This is a genomic window from Streptomyces sp. NPDC028928 (assembly GCF_055564915.1).
The window spans coordinates 721,061-738,912 of record NZ_JBVHVI010000001.1; the positions used below are offsets into that span (position 1 = coordinate 721,061).

Below are 17,852 nucleotides of genomic sequence, written 5' to 3' on the forward strand. Positions count from 1 at the left end.
CCGCCCGGAGCCCTACGGGAAGGACGTCACCTTGGACGGGACCGTGTCGGTGCCCGAGGTGGGTGCGCCGGTGGTGTTGACGACGTGCGCGTACTGGCCCTTGCCGCCGAGGGAGATCACCAGCAGGTCGTGCATCCTGATCCCCGGCGTCACGGGCGTCTGGAAGCCGTGCGCCTGGACGATCGACGGATCGGCCGTGTAGTTGCAGTAGCTGCCCAGCCCCCACGCCTCGTGGGTGGTGACGGAGTCGGCGACCTTGTAGGCCGCGTAGCCGGTGATGCCGTCGTGGGTGATGGCGGCGGCGTTCGGGGCGTCGTACGCCTTCTCGTTCTGGAAGAAGATCGTCCGGCCGCGTTCTCCGCTCCAGAGGACGTCGTACTTGTTGAAGTGCTCCACGAACAGGCCGGTGGCGAGGACGTCGTCGCCGTTCACGCGCAGGCCGTAGTCGGCGCGGTTGGTGTCCCAGCCGACGCCGCTGCCGTGGTCGGCGCGCCAGATCCAGGTGTGGTCGACGATGACGTCGTCGCTGTTCACCACCACGGAGTTGGTGGCGAGTCCGGGTCCGGCGCCGCCGATGCGGATGAACACGTCCTGCATGGTGGTGGGGTTGGCGGAGTGGTCGGCGGTGGCGCCCGGGGTGCCGATGCGCAGCAGCGTGTCGGAGTTGACGGGGCCGGCGTCGATGAGGAATCCGGCGAGCCGCACGCCGTCGACGTCGGCGACGTGCATCGCGTCGACGCCGCCCTCCGGGACCAGGGTGGCGAGGCCGAGGCCGAGGACGACGGTGTTCGCGCGGGTGACGTCGAGGGTCTGGTCGAGGTGGTAGACGCCGGGGGTGAAGAGGAGGTTGAGGCCTTGGGCGAGGGCCGCGTTGATGGTGGCGGCCGTGGCGCCCGGCTTGACGACGTAGAACTGGTCGAGCGGGACGGACGTACCGGCGTTCGCGGGCCAGGAGACGCCCCGGGCGTTGGTGCGCTTGGCCGGGACGAACACCTTGTACGTCGAGCCGTCCAGGTACAGGAACGGCTTCTCGCGGGAGACGGGGGTGGTGTCCAGGGTGGTGTACGGGCCGTTGTCGAAGTTGGTGGCGGGGGCGCCCTGGACGCCGGAGAAGGTCATGTTCCACACGCCGTTGGTCCAGCCGCCGACCGAGCTGTCCCGGGTGTACCACTGCTGCTGGGAGTACGGGCCCACCGTACCGTCGATCTTCGAGTCCGCGATGTAGCCGCCCGACGCCCAGCCGTAGCCGTTGGGAGCGAGGTTGAGGCCGCCCTGGACGTGGATCCGGCGGAAGGGCGCGGCCTGGGCGACGGCCCAGCGGTCGGTGCCGCTGACCGGCTTGAGGGCGAGGTTCTCCGCCGAACGCCAGAAGTTCTGCGTGGCGTTGCCGTTGAACCAGCCGGCGTCGACGGTGATGTCACCGTTGATCCGGGTGTCGTCGGGGTTCAGGCCGAGGCCGGATACCGAGGTGTAGAAGCCGAGTTGGGCGTTGAGGTTGTCGTAGGTGCCGGGCTTGAGCAGGAACTGGTAGCGGCCGGCGCCGAACTGGGCGGACTCCTGCCGGGCGAAGACGTCGTCGAACTTCTGCTGGAGACCCGGGGTGGAGGGGTCGACGACGATGACGTTCGGGCCGAGGTCGCCGCCGCCCTGGACGGGCGGGACGCCGGTGGTGCCGGTGTGCACGGCGACCTCCCAGAGGGAGTAGCCGTAGCCAGTGCCGCGGGCGGTGCCGAGGATGCGGACGTACCGTCCGGAGCCGCTGACGTCGTACGACGCCGTGCCGCCACTGGCCCCGGTGACGCTCTTGAGGGTGCTCCAGCTCTGTCCGTCGGTGGAGGCCTGGATCTGGAAGTCCTTGCCGTAGGCGGCCTCCCAGTTCAGGTCGACCTGACAGAGGTCCTTGACGGAGCCGAGTTCCACCTGGAGCCACTGCGGGTCGGCGGCCTGGCTGGACCAGCGGGTCGCGGTGCTGCCGTCGAAGGCGGCGGAGGCCGGCGTGCCGGCGTTCTCCGTGGAGGAGGCCGTGGCGGGCCTGCCCCGGGCGGCGTCGGCGGTGCCGCAGCCCGCCTGGCCGCCGTCCGTGCTGCCGTACACCTGGAACTCCCAGAGGGAGTAGCCCCATGGGGTGGCCCGGTGCACGCCGAGCATCCGTACGTAGCGGCCCCGGCCGGACACGTCGAGCGTGTCGGTGCCGCCGTCGGAGCCGGTGACGGACTTCAGGTCGGTCCAGGTGGTGCCGTCCGCGGAGATCTGGACCTTGTAGTCCTTGCCGTAGGCGGCCTCCCAGTCGAGGACCACCCGGCTGACGGTGGCGGTGGCTCCGAGGTCGACGCGGACCCACTGGTCGTCGCCCGCGGCCGAGGACCAGCGGGTCCCGGGGTCGCCGTCGACGGCGTGGGCGGCGGCGGTGCCGGTGTTCTCCTCGGAGGACGCGGTGGCCGTCTTCCCCTGGGACAAGGGGGTTTCGGCCGCGTCGGCCGACGGGTGTGCGGTGGGCAGGGCGATCAGCGCGGCCGTGGCGGCCAGCGCGATGCCCAGGGATCTCAGTCTCATTGCGGCGGCTCCAGACATGGGCGGGGCCGAGGAGCTGACCCCTCGGCTTAGTTCATGTTTTGATTTAAGTGATGAACCAAGCGGGCCACAAGCCTTCCGACACCACATCCTTCGAGCGAAGGCTCAACTCACGTGACCGGCCTGCTTCTTGACCAGGTCCAGCAGGGCGGCGTGCGTCTCGGCCTCGGCCGCCGCGAGCAGCCCGTCGGCGCCGGTGTGCAGGGGCTCGCCGTACAGGCCGGTCACCGTGCAGCCGGCCGCCCGGCACAGGGCGATGCCCGCGGCGAAGTGCACGCTGTCGGCGGGCCGGCCGTCGGTGACGTAGGCGGCCCGGCGCCCGGCGGCGACCCAGGCCACCGCGAGGGTGCTGGAGATCACCCGGGGCCGGAACCGCGCGGCGAAGCCCGGGTCGGCGAGCAGACGGGCCGGCTGGAAGCCGGGCGCGTTGGGGAACGGCGGGTCGAGGTTGACGTCCACCAGCGCGGACCCGGCGGCGGGCGTCAGCTCCGTGTCACCGCCGTCGCGGCGGACCACGGCCCGCGCGCCGTCGGTCCAGAACACCTCCCCGCTGAACGGATCGGCCGTCGCCGCGGCGGTGACCTCCGAGCCGACCCGCAGAGCGACGTTCACGCCGACGAGTGTGGTCTGCACGGCGTAGTTGAGGGTGCCGCACAGCGGGTCGACCAGCCAGCGGCGCCGGGCTCCGGCGGCACCGGTGTCCCCGCTCTCCTCGGCCGTCACCGCGTCCCCGGGCCGGGCGGCCCGCAGCACCTCCAGAACGGCCCGCTCGGCGGCGAGGTCGGCCGCCGTGGCGAAGTCACCGGCGGCCTTCTCACGGCGGTCCAGCCGCCGGCCGTACATCTCCCGCACCACCGCCGCACCGGCCTGCGCCGCCGTCACGGCCAGCCGGGCGTCGGACTCCCCGTTGATGATCGACATGGGGGCAGCATAGGAGAGCCGCGGTCACCGCGGGCCTTCTCCGGCTCAGTGCGCCCGGACGCCGGCCGGGGTGAGGGACAGGGTCTGTTCGGCCGCGGTGCGTCCGTCGCCGACGGTGGTGCCGGTGGTGTCCGTCCAGGTGCGCAGCGCAGTGGTCTCGGCGAGCCGGCCCGGGTTCGCGGAGAGGCCGAGGACGAGGCCGCTGTAGCGGTTGACCAGGCGGTAGCCGCCGTCGGCGGAGTCGGGGATCACGAACCACTGCTGTCCGACGGACGGTCCGCCGGCCCGGACCGCGGTGACCGTGGGCCTGGCGCCCCAGGCACGGCCGGCCGTCCTGCCCGAGTCGACGCTCAGCAGCCGGCCGGTCGCGGCGTTGGCGAGGGTGAAGGCGCCGTCGCCGGTGGGCGTGAAGGACCACGACTCGCGGGCGGAGCCGGAGGGCCGTGCCACCGAGGTGACGGCGGAACCGCCGGACGCCTGGGCGAGGACGCGGCCCGTGCCGCCGGCGATGCGGTACGTGCGGCCGATGTCCACGGGCGGGGCGGCCGGCGTGGCGGAATCCACGGTGATGTCGACGTACTCGCCGGAGGCGTCGTGGGAGCAGCCGAAGGAGCAGTAGGCGCGGAAGGTCCTGCCGACGACGGCGGAGCCGGTGCGGTTGGCGCGGTCCAGGAACCAGCGGTACCAGGACGCGGTGGTGTAGTCGCCGGTGTCGCCGATGAGCCGCCACTTCTGCGTGTCCAGGTCGTCGGTGGCGTACAGGTACTGCGGTGCGTGGCCGCTCTGGTCGACGGCCTGCGGTGTGCCGATGTACAGGCCGAGGTGGGCGTCGTAGGCGATGTTCAGGACGAACAGCGGTGAGGTCGGGGGCATGGTGCCGGCCGCGATCTGCTGGGCGGCGGTGCCGGTGTTGGCCGGGTCGTACTCGGCGTCGGCGGGGGTGTGGCCGGTGGGGTGGCCGGCGTCGACGGGGACGAGGTTGCTCTCCCGGCCGCCGGTGCCGGGCTGGGACCAGGCCCCGTCGTACCACTTGCGCCAGGAGCCGGGGGCCATCTTCGCGGCGATCGGGGCACGGGCCACGTGCTCGTAGAAGGCCTTCCAGCCGCCGCTCTTGTCGACGATCCGCGAGCCGTAATAGACGTAGAAGTAGCCGGAGGCCGGGTCCACGAACAGGCGTTGGTCGCCGTCGCCGTAGGAGTACGTCTCGTGCGGGAAGGCCGTGGTGTCCCCGCGCCTGGTGCTGTACGGCGAGGTGATCACGTGGTCCTCGATGGTCCAGGTGCGGCCCTGGTCGGTGGAGACGGCGTAGTCGATGGCGTCGTAGTGGAGTCCGTCGCCGAAGGGCTGCGGGGTGAACTCGTTGTGCACCAGGCCGTACCAGTCACCGGTGTCGGGGTCGATCCACACCCCGGACAGGTCGCAGTAGTTCTTCTGCGCGTAGCGCGAGCCGGCCGGCGCGTACGTCGCCTCGCGCCCGGTGGGGCTGTTGTTGCACCGCCAGGTGGTGTCGTCGTTGCGGTCGGCGGGGTCGGCCGGGTTCACCGCCTCGCTGAGCGTGCGGTCGAAGGTGGCGCTGTCGAAGTCCTTGCCGGTGTAGAAGTCCCAGACCCGCGGGTCGTCGGCGCCGTAGAGCGCGGCGGACTGCTGGTAGTGGAAGGTGCCGTCCTTGTCGAGGTAGGGGGTGGCGGGGGTGTCCGTGGGGTGGGTGAACGGCACCGGGGTGCCCACGGTCACGGTGTAGCCGGCGGCGCCGGGGGACGCGGTCTGCGCGGGCGCCGCGGTGCCGCCGCCCAGGACCAGGGCGACGGCGGCGGCCACGGCGCCGCCTGCTCTGCTCAACGGTCGCACGGGTGCTCCTTGTTGCCGAAGGGCCGGTTGCACGGAACGATCCGGCTCCGGCGTCACCCCGGCAATGGACTCCCGTGCCCCGCCTCTTGCACTTTCGTGCGCGCGACGCGGCCGGTGCGACCACGTTCGCGCACGGGCTGGCGGTCAGTGCGGCTCGGGCGGCAGCGGGGTGTCCCAGGCCAGTTGGCGCAGCAGCCGCTCGTCCGGCTCGGCGGGACGGGCCATGACGGGGGCCGGACGGGACGGTGTGCGGGTGCCGCGGGAGAGGCCGCCGCTGACGGTGATGTTCTGCTCGGCCCGCGGCCGCCGGTGGCGCTCGTACGCGGTGAACGCGCTCCCGGGGTCCGGCAGGTCACGCAGCGCCTTGGCCAGGACGACGGCGTCCTCCAGGGCCATGGAGGCGCCCTGTCCGGTCGCCGGGGAGGCCGCGTGGGCCGCGTCGCCGACGAGCAGGACCCGTCCGGTGTGCCACGGGGCGCCGAGCGGCATCTCCGTCGCGTTGACGGCCATGATCTCCCCGTCGGCGGACGCGACCAGACCGGCGGCGGGCGTCTCGTCCTCGCGCAGCAGCGGCAGCAGGTGTGCGCGCAGCTCGGCGGAGGGCGCGGCGGTCGCTCCGGCGGGCAGCGGATCGCCGCCGGCGCGGGCGAACCAGTACGTCTGTCCCGCCGGGGAGACCGTGTATCCGAACGCGGTGGCGCTGCCCCGCACCATGGTGATGGCGGCCTGCGGGGCGGACACGGGTGCGGTGCCGGTGTAGCCGTAGTAGACCCGCTGGCCGGAGTACCCGGGCCGGGACTCGGGCAGCAGCAGCCGGCGGACGGTCGACTTCAGTCCGTCGGCGCCGACGAGCAGGTCTCCGGTGGCGGTGGTGCCGTCGGCGAAGCGGGCGGTGACCCCGTCCGGTCCGTCGGTGACGGCCACCAGGCGGACACCGTGGCGCAGCCGGACGCCGCGCCGGACCGCCTCGCCCTGGAGGGCCGCGTTCAGCTCGCCGCGGCGCAGACAGCGGTAGCGCAGGGCGGGATCGCCGGCCTCGCCGAGCGGCGCGTGCGTGATCTCGGTGCCCGCGCTGTCGAGCAGCCGCAGGGAAGTCAGCGGAAAACCGACGGCGGTGACGGCGGCCGTGGCGCCCAGTTCGGCCAGCGCGCGCATGCCGTTGCTCGCCAGGGTGAGGAAGGCGCCGATGTCCTCGGCCGTGTCCGGGTGCGCCTCGAACACGGTGACGTCGAGACCGGCCTTGTGCAGGCCCAGGGCGGTCGCGGTGCCCGCGATGCCACCGCCGATCACCAGTACCCTCATCGCATCCGCTCCGGTCACCCGCCGCTCCGCCCGCCGACAGTGGTCGGGGCCATCCAAGGGCAGTGGCGGGGCCGTCGGGGGCCGGGTGGGCGGGATCCGGACAGGGCCGGCGAAGAGACAGCCGGCGAGGGGTTCGGGACGGGCCGGCGAGGACGCGGGCGAGAGGGAGGGGCCGTCGGGTGGAGGAGCCGGCTTTCCGTGTGCTGCTCACCGGTGCGGGGGATCGCCGGCGGGACGTCGTGCAGGCCCTGCGTGCCGTCACCGGCTTGAGCGCCTGGCGGAGCGCGCGGTTGATGGCCGCCGTTCCGGTACCGGTGGTCGAGGACATCTGGTTCGAGGCGGCCGTCCAGGCCGCGACGCGGCTGCGTGCGGCGGGAGCCGGGGCGGACATGGTGTGCGGGTGGTGCGCACGGACGCTGCCGCCCAGCGGGCGCCCACTGGCTCCCGGCCCGTGCGCCTCGCGCTACCGGTCCGCGTCGGACTGCCGCGCGAGCGGGACCTGAGGCGCGCGGCGGGAGCGGCGTGCATCGGCACGCCCCCCGTGTCACGGGTCGTCGCCGGTGAAGTGGGTACTCCCCGGCCATGCGGGTGAGCGTGGTGGATGCGGGGTCGAACACAGTCCGATTGGTGATCGCAGATGTGGAGGGTGGTGTTCCGCTGCCGGTGCACACCGTCAAGTGGAAGCTGCGCCTGTCCGAACAGGTCGGCCCCGACGGCGCCCTCGGCGGCGAGGCGGTGGAGGGGCTGGTGAAGGCGGTGGCCGCGGCGGGTGCCACAGCCCGGCGCTGGCACGCGGCGGGCCCGCTGGCCTTCGCGACCGCGGTGGTCCGCAACGCCCCGAACCGTCACGAGGTGCTCCAGCGGGTGGCGTCCGGCACCGGGATCCGCATGTGCACCCTGCCCGGTGAGACCGAGGCCGAGCTGACCTTCCTGGCGGCCCGCCGCTGGCTCGGCTGGAAGGCGGGCCCCCTCGCCCTGCTCGACATCGGCGGCGGCTCGCTGGAGGTGGCCTTCGGCCGGGGCCGGCTGCCCGACTTCGCCGCCTCCCTGCCGCTCGGCGCGAACCGGCTGACCCAGGAGCACCTGGGCGTCCAGGACCCGCCGGGGGCGGCCGAGCTGAAGGAGCTGCGCCGCCGTATCCGCCACGAACTGCGGGACGTGGCCGCGCGGATCCGCTGGGAGCGCCCGCGCACCGCCGCGGTCACCTCCCGTACGTTCCAGCAGCTGGCCCGGCTGTGCGGGGCCGCGCCGGGGCGGTACGGCCCCTTCATGGAGCGGGAACTGGCCTGCCAGGACCTGCGCGAGGCGGTGCGCGCCCTCTCCGCGCTGCCCGCCGCCGAACGCGCCCAGCTGCCCGGCATCTCCGCCCCGCGCGCCGCCCAGAGCCTGGCCGGAGCGGTCGTCGGGCACACCGCGCTGAAGCTGATGGGCCTGCCCCGGGCCGTCGTCTGCCCCTGGGCGATCCGCGAGGGTGTGCTGCTGCGCTACGTCGAGGACGGCTCCGACTGGTGGACGGACGCCACCGGCGAGACCGCCGGCCCCGCACCGGTCCCGGCGGCCACCCTGCGCATCGCCGGACCGCCCGCCTGACCGCGCCCTGCCCGCGGCCGACGGGGCCCGAACGGCTGCACCGGCCGGTTCGGGGCCGTACGGCCGACCGGACCAGGGGCAGCGGGCCGGGCGGGACCGCGCTCCACGGTTGCGAGATCGCTCCCCCAGGCTCCCACCCGTACCGCCGCAACCGCTGCGCCTCCCCCGTACGGCCCGCGGACTCCAGCAGGCCGACGTACTGGTACCAGGCGTAGGGGTCACCGGCCCCCGAGGCGCGGCGGAGCCAGTCGAGCGCCTCCGGGGTGCGTCCGGCGGCATGGAGCAGCCCGGCCACGGTGGCCCGTGGCTCGTCCCGGTCCGCCGCGGCGTGCCGGTCGGCGCACGCCATGAGCCAGGCGAAAGCGGCATCCTGGCCCACGGCCGGCGTCATCAGACGCGCGGTGTGCCGCAGGGCGTCCAGGTCTCCCTCCTCGGCCGCCCGCCGGTACCAGTCGGCCGCCTCCGAGGGCCGTCCCAACTGCTCGCAGAGCGCGGCGGCACGCGCTGCCGCACCCCGCACGCCGCCGGCGGTCTGCCGAGCGCCCGGCTGACCTCCCTGCGTGAGTATCGCCGGCCGGCCCGGCGCACTGCGTCCTGTGCGCGTTGTTCCAGGGCGCGCAACTGCTCGTAGAGCGCCTGGGCCTCCTCGGACCGCGATGTCACCCACGTCCCCCTTCTGCCCGCCGTCCGGTCCCGCCCGCGGCGGGCACGGCGGGCAACTCGCCGAACAGCCAGCGTAGGACGAGTCCGCCCGGTGTTCCCGCTGCTCCGGGTGGCTTCGGTGACACGGCAGCAGACTGCGGGGCGACGGACCGGCGCAGGGCCGGACCGACCGGAAGGGGTGGGCATGACCAAGTGGAAGGGGTTCTCGATGGACAGGGCGGCGCGACGGCCACGCCGGCACACCGTCCGCGGGCTGGGGCGGGCCGCACTGTTCGCTGTCGTACGCGGGGTCGCGGGCGCGGCGGGCTCGGCTCTCGTCGCGGGCGGTCTGCTGTGGTGGCAGAGCCGCTGAGGGGGGCGGGTGGCTACCGGCCGCGGGTCCGCAGGGTGCCCACCGTCCTCAGCAGCCGGTCGGCCGGCTCGCGCAGGCGCGGATGGGCCAGCACCGTGTTCCGCAGGCCGCGCACCGGCCGCCGCCACAGCCGGCGGGCCAGCGCCACCGGGTGCGGGCGGGCGGCGAACCCCTCGCCGACCCGCAGTTCCCGGGTCTTCAGCCAGTCCTTGTACTCCTTGTCGCCGCGCCCGAGGTCCACCAGGGTCACCCCGTGCCGGGCGGCGGCCTCTGCGGTCCGCAGGTGCATCATCAATCCGGGTGAGTAGGCGGGCAGTTGGGGGTCGTAGGCGGTGAACCAGGCCGCCAGGACCGTGCTCGACCGGGGGCCGAAGTGGGCGGCGACCGGCCGGTCGCCCGCGTACAGCACGGACAGCACCCCGGTGAAGTGCTCCTCGCGAACGCCGAACAGATCCTCGACCAGGCGGACGATCCATGGCCGGGAGAACCGGTCCATGCGGCCGGTTCTGCGGTACTGCGCGGACTTCCACCGCATGAGGGTGCGCAGCATCCGCGGGTCCCGCTCGTCGAACACGAACCGCACCTCGCCGACGTCCCGGCCGAGCCGGCGCTCCTTCTTCAGCGTGGTCTTGGCCAGCCCCGGGTAAGTGCCGCGCAGCCACTGGGCGTAGGTGCCGTCGCCGGGTTTCACATCGATCACCGGTGAGGCGAAGGTACCGGTGACATGGGGTTCGAACGGCCGCTGTTCCCGCAGCAGATGGTCGAACTCGAAGACGCTGAGCCCGCAGGCCCGCAGCAGTTCCCGCACGTCCCAGGTGATCCCGGGCCGGTGCACGAGGGCCTGGCAGTCGGACAGGCCGAGTCCGATGGCCCGGCCGGTGCCGAACGGACCGCGCTCGTACGGAAGGAAGCCGACCGGTTCCCCGCCCTCCCGCAGGACCGCCACCCGCGCCTCGCCCCGGAACCGGCCGACGCCGGCCGCGAACTCCGGGGCCAGGAAGGGGTTGGCGTACTCGGGCGACTCGTCCATCGCGCGGTGCCAGGCCTCGCGCAGCCCGGTCGTCAGCTCCCCGGGTCTGTGAACGGTGATCTCCACGTCAGCCTCCCCCATGACGCGCGGGGCGCGTCCCGAACCGTAGGACAAGGCTCAAACCTCGCGAAACCCCCGCACCCTGTCAAGGGTGCCTCAGGACGCCTCCGCGGTATTGACATGAACCTGCTTCAACCCTGAGGCTTCGTGCGTGAAGTTGCTCGATTGACGCTCATTTCAAGCGCTTTCAAGCAGCACCGCCGTAAGAACAGTCAGTCCGCGAAGGTGCGAGGGGAGCTGTTCCGCCGTGCGAAGACTCCGACACCGTGTGCCGTGGCCGGCCTGGATACCGCTGGGGCTGGCGAGCGTCCTGGCCGGGACCGCGCTCGCCGCCCCGGCCCCCGCCCAGGCCGCCGCACCGGCGGCCGGCGCCGTCCTTGACCCGGCCCACAGCAGCGTCAGCTGGCAGAGCCCGGTCTACGCCAAGGGCACCGGCGGCGGTCCCGAGAAGTGCCCAGACGCCGCCACCGACCCCGACGGCACCGTCTGCTCCCGCTTCGACCTGACGGTCTCGGTGCCGGACGGCTACTGGGACGACAACCCCGAGGGCGGCATCCCCCTGTCCGTCAAGTGGGAACGCCCCTCGGACGACTTCGACCTGTACGTCTACGACGACCACGGCAAGCAGGTGGCATCCAGCGCGGGCACCGCCGACCCCGAGGCCACGGTGATCCCGCGGGCCTCGGGCACCTACCACGTGCTCGTGGTGCCGTACGACGTGCACGACAACTCCTTCACCGGCACCGCCTATCTGCCCGCGACCACGGACGCCGGTGACCTCACGTCCTTCTCGGGCGGCGACGGCAGCTACACCATCGGCGCCGGGCGGCTCACCGCACGCGCCGACTTCCTGAAGGGAGGGCAACTCCGGCTCCAGGCCGACCCGTCCGGTTCGCTGAGCGATCCGGCCGGCACCGCCATCGTGCGCAGGCAGCCCGCGCTCCAACGGCACACCTCGTCGTTCGACGCGGGCGACTACTACGGCATCCGGTCCCCTCAGGCCGTGCTGCGCGTGTACAAGAAGCCGCTGCGGTTCGGGCTGTACGAGGCGGACAACCGCACCCGGATCTGGCAGGAGGACAAGCCGCTGCGCTGGTCCACCGGCGGGATGCGGCAGAGCCTCGCGCGGGGCGCCGACGAGCAGTTCTTCGGCGGCGGCGAGCAGAACGGCAGCTTCTCGCACCGCGGCCGGACGATGTACGTCGCGAACAGCTTCGACTGGAACGAGGGCGGCTACAACAACTCGCAGCCGTTCTACCTCTCCAGCGCGGGCTACGGCGTCTTCCGCAACACCTTCGCGCCGGGCGTGTACACCTTCGGCTCTCCGGTGACGACCGGCCAGCAGGAACGGCGCCTGGACGCCTACTACTTCCTCGGCGACGCCAAGCAGGTGATCGGCGAGTACACGGCGTTGGTGGGAAGGCCCTTCATGCCGCCCGTGTACGGCCTCGAACCGGGCGACTCCGACTGCTATCTGCACAACGCCAACCGGGGCGAGCGGCACACCCTCGACGCGCTGAAGATCGCCGACGGCTACACCGAGCACCGGATGCCGCTCGGCTGGATGCTGGTCAACGACGGGTACGGCTGCGGGTACGAGAACCTGGAGCAGACGGCCAAGGGCCTTGAGGACCACCACGCCCAGCTCGGCCTGTGGACCCAGGACGGCATCGACAAGCTCGCCGACCAGGTCAAGGCGGGCCAGCGGGTGGCCAAGCTGGACGTGGCCTGGGTCGGCAACGGCTACAAGTTCGCACTGGACGCCTGTGACGCGGCCAAGCAGGGGATCGAGGACAACAGCGACGCGCGCGGCTTCGTGTGGCTGCCGGTGTCCTGGGCGGGCGCCCAGCGCTGCGGGGTGCTGTGGAGCGGCGACCAGAAGCTGTCCTGGGACTACATCCGCTGGCAGATCCCGACGTACGCCGGGGCGACGATGTCCGGTATCGCCTACAACACCGGTGACGTGGGCAGCATCTACCGCCACGACGCCAAGATGTACACCCGCGACCTCCAGTGGAAGGCGTTCCTGCCGGCCATCATGACGATGGACGGCTGGGCCAGCGACCTCACCACCGGCAAGCCCGCCGACCAGCAGCCGTGGCGGGACGGCGAGCCGTACACCTCGATCAACCGCACGTACCTCCAGCTGAAGGAGCGGCTGCTGCCGTACATGTACACCCTGTCCGCGCAGGCGGCGAGGACGGGCGTGGGTGCGGTGCGTCCGCTCTGGCTGGAGTACCCGGACGACCCGAACACCCTGGGCGCGCAGGCGAAGTACGAGTTCCTGTCCGGCCCGGACTTCCTGGTCGCGCCGGTGTACGAGGACGCGGAGACCCGCGACGGCATCTATCTGCCCGAGGGCACCTGGACCGACTACTGGACCGGGCGCACCTACGAGGGCCCGACCACGCTCAACGGCTACCACGCCCCGCTGGACACCCTGCCGCTGTTCGTGCGCGAGGGCGCGATCGTCCCCATGTGGCCGAAGGGGACGACGAGTTGGCAGACCCGCGACCGGCACGAGCTGGACTGGGACCTGTACCCGGCCGCGCACGGCAGCAGCCACTACACGCTGTACGAGGACGACGGTGTGACCCGTGACTTCGCCAAGGGAGCCGCGGCCACTCAGCGGGTGTCGGTGCGCGGCGACGCCGGGGGGACGACCGTGACGGCCGGCGCGAGCCGGGGTGACTACGCGGGCAAGCCGGCCGCCCGGTCGTACCGGTTCACCGTGCACGGCGGCACGGCACCCGCGCGGGTCCTGCTCGACGGGCGTCCGCTGCCGGCCGACGCCTGGTCGTACGACGCCGGCACCCGGGTCACCACCCTCAGCACCCCGAGTCTGCCGCTCGACCGGGGGTTCACCGTGCGCCTGGTCGAGCCGAGGCAAAGGAGCTCTTGACGTGTCCCGTTCACCGTCGCCACACGGCTGACACGCGGCCCGACCTGCGCGACTGGTGCAATCGGCGGGACGGTCGTAGCGTCGGGTGCACGCGGTCGGACACAGCACGACGGGTGGGAGCGGCCATGCGCGGATCAGTGGTGGGAACGGCGGTCACTCTCGCGGCGGGAGCCCTGCTGACAGCGGCCATGACCACGGCCACGGCCAGTGCGCCGGCCACCACCTCACCACCGCCTCCCCGGGCCGGCGCGTCACAGCCCGTCCTGGTCGACTGCCTGTGGCACCGCACCGTCCGCCCCGGCGACTTCATCCTCGCCTGCGGCGACGGCAACAGCCGGCTCACCGGGCTCCACTGGTCGCAGTGGGGTCCGGACGGGGCGACCGCCGTGGGCGTGAACATGGTCAACGACTGCAAGCCGTACTGCGCGGCCGGCACCTTCCACGCGTACCCGGTGACCGTCCGGCTCGACCGCGCGAAGCCCTGGAAGAAGCACCCGGCGGTCCAGCGCTACGACCGGATGAGCCTCACCTATCCGGAGGGCCGTCCGGAGGGCTTCAAGCAGGTCATGACGTATCCGCTCTGGGACTGACGGACGGGCCCGGCGACCCGGGGCCCGCCCGCAGGGCCGGATCGTCACCCGGGCGCGCCCCGCGGGGCGCGTGACGGTGGTCCGCGCGGGCGATCCCGCGGCCCGGCTCCCGCCACCGGCGGCCCCTCCCCCGTCATGTTGGTGTGACCCGCACGCCGGCGCCCAGCGCGCCGACCGAAAAGAGGTCACATGTCCCGACTCCCCCGCCTGACCGGCGCCGCCACGGCCGTGCTCGCGCTCGGCCTCGTCGCCGCCACGCCCGCCCCGCCCGCCCCCGGCAGTGAGCGGCTCGTCACGGACGCGCGCGTCCTCACCCACTTCGACCTGGCCGCCGGACGGACGCCCGAGAACATCGCGCTCGACCGGGACGGCTCCGCCGACCTGACGTTCGCCTACGCCCGGCAGATCGCCCACGTCACCCCCGAGGGCCGGACCCGGGTCCGGGCGACCCTGCCCGCCGTGGCCCACCCGGCCACCCCGCTCGTGCACCGCGCCGTCGTCACCGGCATCGCCCGCGCCCACGACGGCACGCTGTACGTCAACTACGCCACCGGCACCAGCAAGACCGGCATCTGGCGCCTCTCCCCCGACGGCGGCGCGCCGGAGAAGATCGCCGCGCTGCCGGCCGACGGGCTGCCCAACGGGCTGGCCCTCGACGAGCACCAGGGCGTGCTCTACGCGGCCGACTCGGTGCGCGGCACCGTCTGGCGCGTCCCGCAGGCCGGAGGCAGGGCCACGAAGTGGGCGACGGGCCCCGCGCTCGCTCCGCTCCCGGCGCCGCCCGCCCGCGGCTTCGGCGCCAACGGCATCAAGGTCCGCAGGGACGCCGTGTGGGTGTCCAACACGGACCGGGGCACGCTGCTGCGCATCCCCGTAAGCCCCGACGGCAGCGCCGGCCCGGTCGAGACCCGGGCCGACGCGCTCACCGGCATCGACGACTTCACCTTCCCCGGGTACGGCAGGAGCGTGCTGGCCGCGCTCAACGCCGGCAGCAAGGTCGTCCTGATCCACAGGGACGGCACCGTCGTCCCCGTGCTCACCGCGCAGGACGGCCTGTCCAACCCGACCTCCGTGGCCGTCCGCGGCCGGACCGTGTACGTGCCGAGCGGTGCCTACACCACCCGGCGGGACCCCAACCTCCTGCTGGCCCGCCTGCGCCACCTCATCGGCCGGGGGTAGGGGTCGTAGGCACGTCGCCGTCGGCCGGTCGGTCCGGCCGGCGGCACGCGTCTGGTGACGCGGATCGGCAACCCATAAGCTGGGGCGCATGTACCGGGCCTTGATCGTGTGCAACTCACGGTTTCCGGGAGATCCGGGTGCCTTGCACGAACTCCAGGGCCCGAAGGCGGACGGGATCCTCCTGCGCGACGCGCTCACCGACCCATCGGCGGGTCTCTTCGAACGCAGCGAGGTGCGTCTGGTCGCCGAAGCCGACGCCGGCGAAATCGTCGGCGCGACAGACGACTTCTTCAGTAGCGCCGAGCCGGACGACACGCTGTTGTTCTACTACAGCGGGCACGGCCGCAACCGCAACCGGCAACTCTTCCTGTGCGCGAACAACACCAGGGTCGACAGGCTGCATTCGACCGCCGTCCCGGCGGCGACCTTGTCCGACGTCATCGCCACCAGCTTCGCCCAGGTGAAGATCGTCATACTCGACTGCTGCCACAGCGGGGGCTTCAAGGGCGACGACGCCCTCCTCGACGCGCTGTCCGGCGAGGGACGCTTCCTGATCGCCGCCACCTCGGCGACGGACCGGGCGGCCGACGCGGAGGTACGCGGCGAACCGAGCCCCTTCACCCGCGCACTGGTCGACGGCCTGCTCACCCGGGCCGTCGACCGGAACACCGATCACGTGGTCGACCTGGACGACCTGTTCACCTACCTGGCACAGGTCAAGTTCGACGGTCACGCACCGCACCGCAAGTTCGACGGAGCGGGAGCCGTTCCCATCGCCCGCCGCCCGGCACCCACGGCCGAGCAGCCGGCCGTCTCCCCGTCGCCTCCGGAGCAGCCCGAGTACCGGGTCGACGACCGCCGTGCCACGTCCCGTTCGGCTTCCATGGACGACGTCGCCCCAGGCGAGACGCTCAGCGAGAAGCTCATCGAGGCGTTCCGGCGCGACCTGCGGGACGACATGGCGGCCACCCTGCCCGAGCAGCTGACGTCCGGTGAATTCCTCCAGCGAGCCGGTCTTCTGAAGGAGGGTCATCCCACCCTCGCCGGGGTACTGCTGTTCGGGCAGAACCCGACGGCGCTCCTTCCGTCGGCGATGGTGCGCTGTGTCCGCTTCCGCGGCTCCCACAAGACCGACCCCGTGGAGAGCGTCGACCTCCACGGCACGGTCCCCGAACTCATCGTCAAAGCCCGCGACTTCGTGGCGAAGTCGGCCGCGCTCGGCGAGTCGCCCAGCGCCGCGAGCGCGTACAGCGAGACCACCTACCGCTATCCGATGATCGCGGTACGGGAGATCATCGCCAACGCCGTCGTGCACCGCGACTACACCGACCAGGCGGCCTGCGTACAGGTCCATGTCTTCGACGACCGCATCGAGGTGATCAGCCCCGGCACCTGGGGAGGGCCGTCGGAGGTACCCGACGGGCAGGTACGGCTCAGCGCCCTGGAGGGCCAGTCACAGCCCCGCAACTTCCGCCTGGCGCGGCTGCTGACCTGGGTGAAGCTGGTCGAGTCCGTCGGCGCGGGGCTGCCCCGGTCGGTCGCGGACTGCCAGACCCTGGGCTCGCCGGAACCGGTGGTGGTGATCCGGCACGGGATGATCACGGTCACCCTCTTCCCGAGCGCGCCGTCGGAGATCCGGGAATCCGTTCCGCCGACGCGGGCGGAGGCCGGCGCCGGCTCCTCACGGCACCTGGATCCGGCGCGCATCGCCGAAGTCCTGACAGGGGGCTACCACGGCTCGGGCTACCGGGTGACGAACGACTGCGTGCTGACCGCGGCCCACGCGGTGCGGGGCCACGCCGAGATCCTCCTGCGGCTCACCTTCGGCCGCGAGGAATGGACCGGACCGGCGACCGTCGCGTGGGTGGACGACACCGCGGACGTCGCCGTCCTGCGGTTCGAGCCGCCCAGCCACGCCCCCGTCGTCCCTCCTGTGCGCTACGGCCGCATCACGAGCCGACCGGCGGTGGTCACCGTGGAAGCCGCGGGCTTCCCCGTCTACAAGGAGCGTCGGGACTGGCACAGTGGACGGACCATCACGGACCTGGCCCACCTCTTCGGTGCCACGTCCACCCTGTCCAACCTCCGGAGCGGCACACTCGAAATCACCGTGAACGGCGCTCCGCGCGAGCCGACCGACGGCGGCCCCTCCCCCTGGGGCGGAATGGGCGGCGCACCGGTGTGGGCCGCAGGGCGCATCGTCGGCGTCATCAACGCGCTCAACCCCTTCGACGGCCCCGATCACCTCGAAGCCGTCCGGATCGAGCGCCTCCTGACCGGTTCACCCGAGCACCAGGAGCGACTGACCGCACTGCTGGGGCTGGGACCGCTCGACAAGCTGCCCGAGATCCCCGGCCCGGAACCTGAGCGGGTGGCCCCTTACATCGACCAGATCCGCGCCCTGGCCCCGGCACTGCTGCACGACCGGGAGACGGAGCTGGAGGCGTTGGCGGCCTTCTGCCACGGGGGCAAGCCGTACGCCCTCGTGCAGGGTGCCCCCTGGTCGGGCAAGACGGCGCTGCTCTCCACCTTCGCGCTGCGTCCCCCTCCCGACGTCGACGTCGTGGCGTTCTTCGCCTCGCACCGCCTCGCGGGCCAGGCCGACAGCATGGCCTTCACCGACTCGCTCATCGAACAACTGGCCTGGCTGCTCGATGAACCCGTGCCCCCGGCCACGATGCAGTCCGGCGCACGGGAACAGCTGCGCCGCCGCCTGCTCGGGCGTGCCGCGGGGGGGGGGGGGGGGGGAGAACACCAGCTCCTCCCCCCGTCTTCCAGGCCCGAAAAAGAACACGGCCCGCCGACCGAGGTGCCCCCCACCACCCCCCCGCTCCCCCCCCCCCC

12 protein-coding genes are annotated in these 17,852 nt (G+C 72.9%); 7 read left to right on the forward strand and 5 right to left on the reverse strand.

What is annotated here, in order from left to right; genetic code table 11:
• Positions 1–12: 12 nt before the first annotated feature.
• The 4 genes from ACZ4U1_RS03300 to ACZ4U1_RS03315 all read right to left on the reverse strand — a co-directional run bounded on the left by ACZ4U1_RS03300 (position 13) and on the right by ACZ4U1_RS03315 (position 6,642).
• Positions 13–2,553 (reverse strand): discoidin domain-containing protein, encoded by a 2,541-nt coding sequence (locus ACZ4U1_RS03300; RefSeq protein ID WP_467898996.1) that lies wholly within the window; start codon positions 2,551–2,553, stop codon positions 13–15.
• Positions 2,554–2,676: 123 nt separating this feature from the next.
• Positions 2,677–3,492, reverse strand: coding sequence for an inositol monophosphatase family protein (locus ACZ4U1_RS03305; protein WP_467898998.1), 816 nt, complete (start codon positions 3,490–3,492; stop codon positions 2,677–2,679).
• A gap of 45 nt (positions 3,493–3,537) precedes the next feature.
• Positions 3,538–5,331: an RICIN domain-containing protein gene (locus ACZ4U1_RS03310; RefSeq protein WP_467899000.1), complete on the reverse strand. Its 1,794-nt coding sequence runs from the start codon at positions 5,329–5,331 to the stop codon at positions 3,538–3,540.
• A gap of 153 nt (positions 5,332–5,484) precedes the next feature.
• A complete protein-coding gene (locus ACZ4U1_RS03315; RefSeq protein ID WP_467899002.1) occupies positions 5,485–6,642 on the reverse strand; it encodes an FAD-dependent oxidoreductase in 1,158 nt (385 codons plus the stop codon).
• A gap of 179 nt (positions 6,643–6,821) precedes the next feature.
• On the opposite strand from ACZ4U1_RS03315, the gene ACZ4U1_RS03320 reads away from it, so the two are divergent.
• The 3 genes from ACZ4U1_RS03320 (at position 6,822) to ACZ4U1_RS03330 (ending at position 9,247) form a co-directional block, all read left to right on the forward strand.
• Entirely contained in the window at positions 6,822–7,145 is a 324-nt protein-coding gene (locus tag ACZ4U1_RS03320) for a ribosomal protein L7/L12 (RefSeq protein ID WP_467899005.1), read from the forward strand.
• 79 nt (positions 7,146–7,224) lie between these two features.
• The gene (locus ACZ4U1_RS03325; protein WP_467899007.1) at positions 7,225–8,232 is read left to right on the forward strand and encodes a Ppx/GppA family phosphatase; all 1,008 of its coding nucleotides are present in this window, start codon (positions 7,225–7,227) and stop codon (positions 8,230–8,232) included.
• Between the two features lie 847 nt (positions 8,233–9,079).
• Positions 9,080–9,247, forward strand: a complete 168-nt coding sequence (locus ACZ4U1_RS03330; RefSeq protein ID WP_467899009.1) for a hypothetical protein — start codon at positions 9,080–9,082, stop codon at positions 9,245–9,247.
• 13 nt (positions 9,248–9,260) lie between these two features.
• On the opposite strand, the gene ACZ4U1_RS03335 is transcribed toward ACZ4U1_RS03330, so the two are convergent.
• The gene (locus ACZ4U1_RS03335) at positions 9,261–10,358 is read right to left on the reverse strand and encodes a GNAT family N-acetyltransferase (RefSeq protein ID WP_467899012.1); all 1,098 of its coding nucleotides are present in this window, start codon (positions 10,356–10,358) and stop codon (positions 9,261–9,263) included.
• 226 nt (positions 10,359–10,584) lie between these two features.
• On the opposite strand from ACZ4U1_RS03335, the gene ACZ4U1_RS03340 reads away from it, so the two are divergent.
• The 4 genes from ACZ4U1_RS03340 to ACZ4U1_RS03355 all read left to right on the forward strand — a co-directional run.
• A complete protein-coding gene (locus ACZ4U1_RS03340) occupies positions 10,585–13,239 on the forward strand; it encodes a glycoside hydrolase family 31 protein (RefSeq protein WP_467899014.1) in 2,655 nt (884 codons plus the stop codon).
• A 125-nt stretch (positions 13,240–13,364) separates the two neighbouring features.
• Entirely contained in the window at positions 13,365–13,829 is a 465-nt protein-coding gene (locus ACZ4U1_RS03345; RefSeq protein ID WP_467899016.1) for a hypothetical protein, read from the forward strand.
• A 189-nt stretch (positions 13,830–14,018) separates the two neighbouring features.
• Positions 14,019–15,008 (forward strand): SMP-30/gluconolactonase/LRE family protein, encoded by a 990-nt coding sequence (locus ACZ4U1_RS03350; RefSeq protein ID WP_467899017.1) that lies wholly within the window; start codon positions 14,019–14,021, stop codon positions 15,006–15,008.
• 142 nt (positions 15,009–15,150) lie between these two features.
• The coding region (locus ACZ4U1_RS03355) for a caspase, EACC1-associated type (RefSeq protein WP_467899019.1) at positions 15,151–17,852 on the forward strand (2,702 nt) is incomplete at its 3' end.

Bases quoted from the DNA above. Each gene is read 5' to 3' on its own strand.
- ACZ4U1_RS03300 (WP_467898996.1), bottom strand. From the start codon at position 2,553: ATGAGACTGAGATCCCTGGGCATCGCGCTGGCCGCCACGGCCGCGCTG.
- ACZ4U1_RS03305 (WP_467898998.1), bottom strand. From the start codon at position 3,492: ATGTCGATCATCAACGGGGAGTCCGACGCCCGGCTGGCCGTGACGGCG.
- ACZ4U1_RS03315 (WP_467899002.1), bottom strand. From the start codon at position 6,642: ATGAGGGTACTGGTGATCGGCGGTGGCATCGCGGGCACCGCGACCGCC.
- ACZ4U1_RS03325 (WP_467899007.1), top strand. From the start codon at position 7,225: ATGCGGGTGAGCGTGGTGGATGCGGGGTCGAACACAGTCCGATTGGTG.
- ACZ4U1_RS03330 (WP_467899009.1), top strand. From the start codon at position 9,080: ATGACCAAGTGGAAGGGGTTCTCGATGGACAGGGCGGCGCGACGGCCA.
- ACZ4U1_RS03335 (WP_467899012.1), bottom strand. From the start codon at position 10,358: ATGGGGGAGGCTGACGTGGAGATCACCGTTCACAGACCCGGGGAGCTG.
- ACZ4U1_RS03345 (WP_467899016.1), top strand. From the start codon at position 13,365: ATGCGCGGATCAGTGGTGGGAACGGCGGTCACTCTCGCGGCGGGAGCC.
- ACZ4U1_RS03350 (WP_467899017.1), top strand. From the start codon at position 14,019: ATGTCCCGACTCCCCCGCCTGACCGGCGCCGCCACGGCCGTGCTCGCG.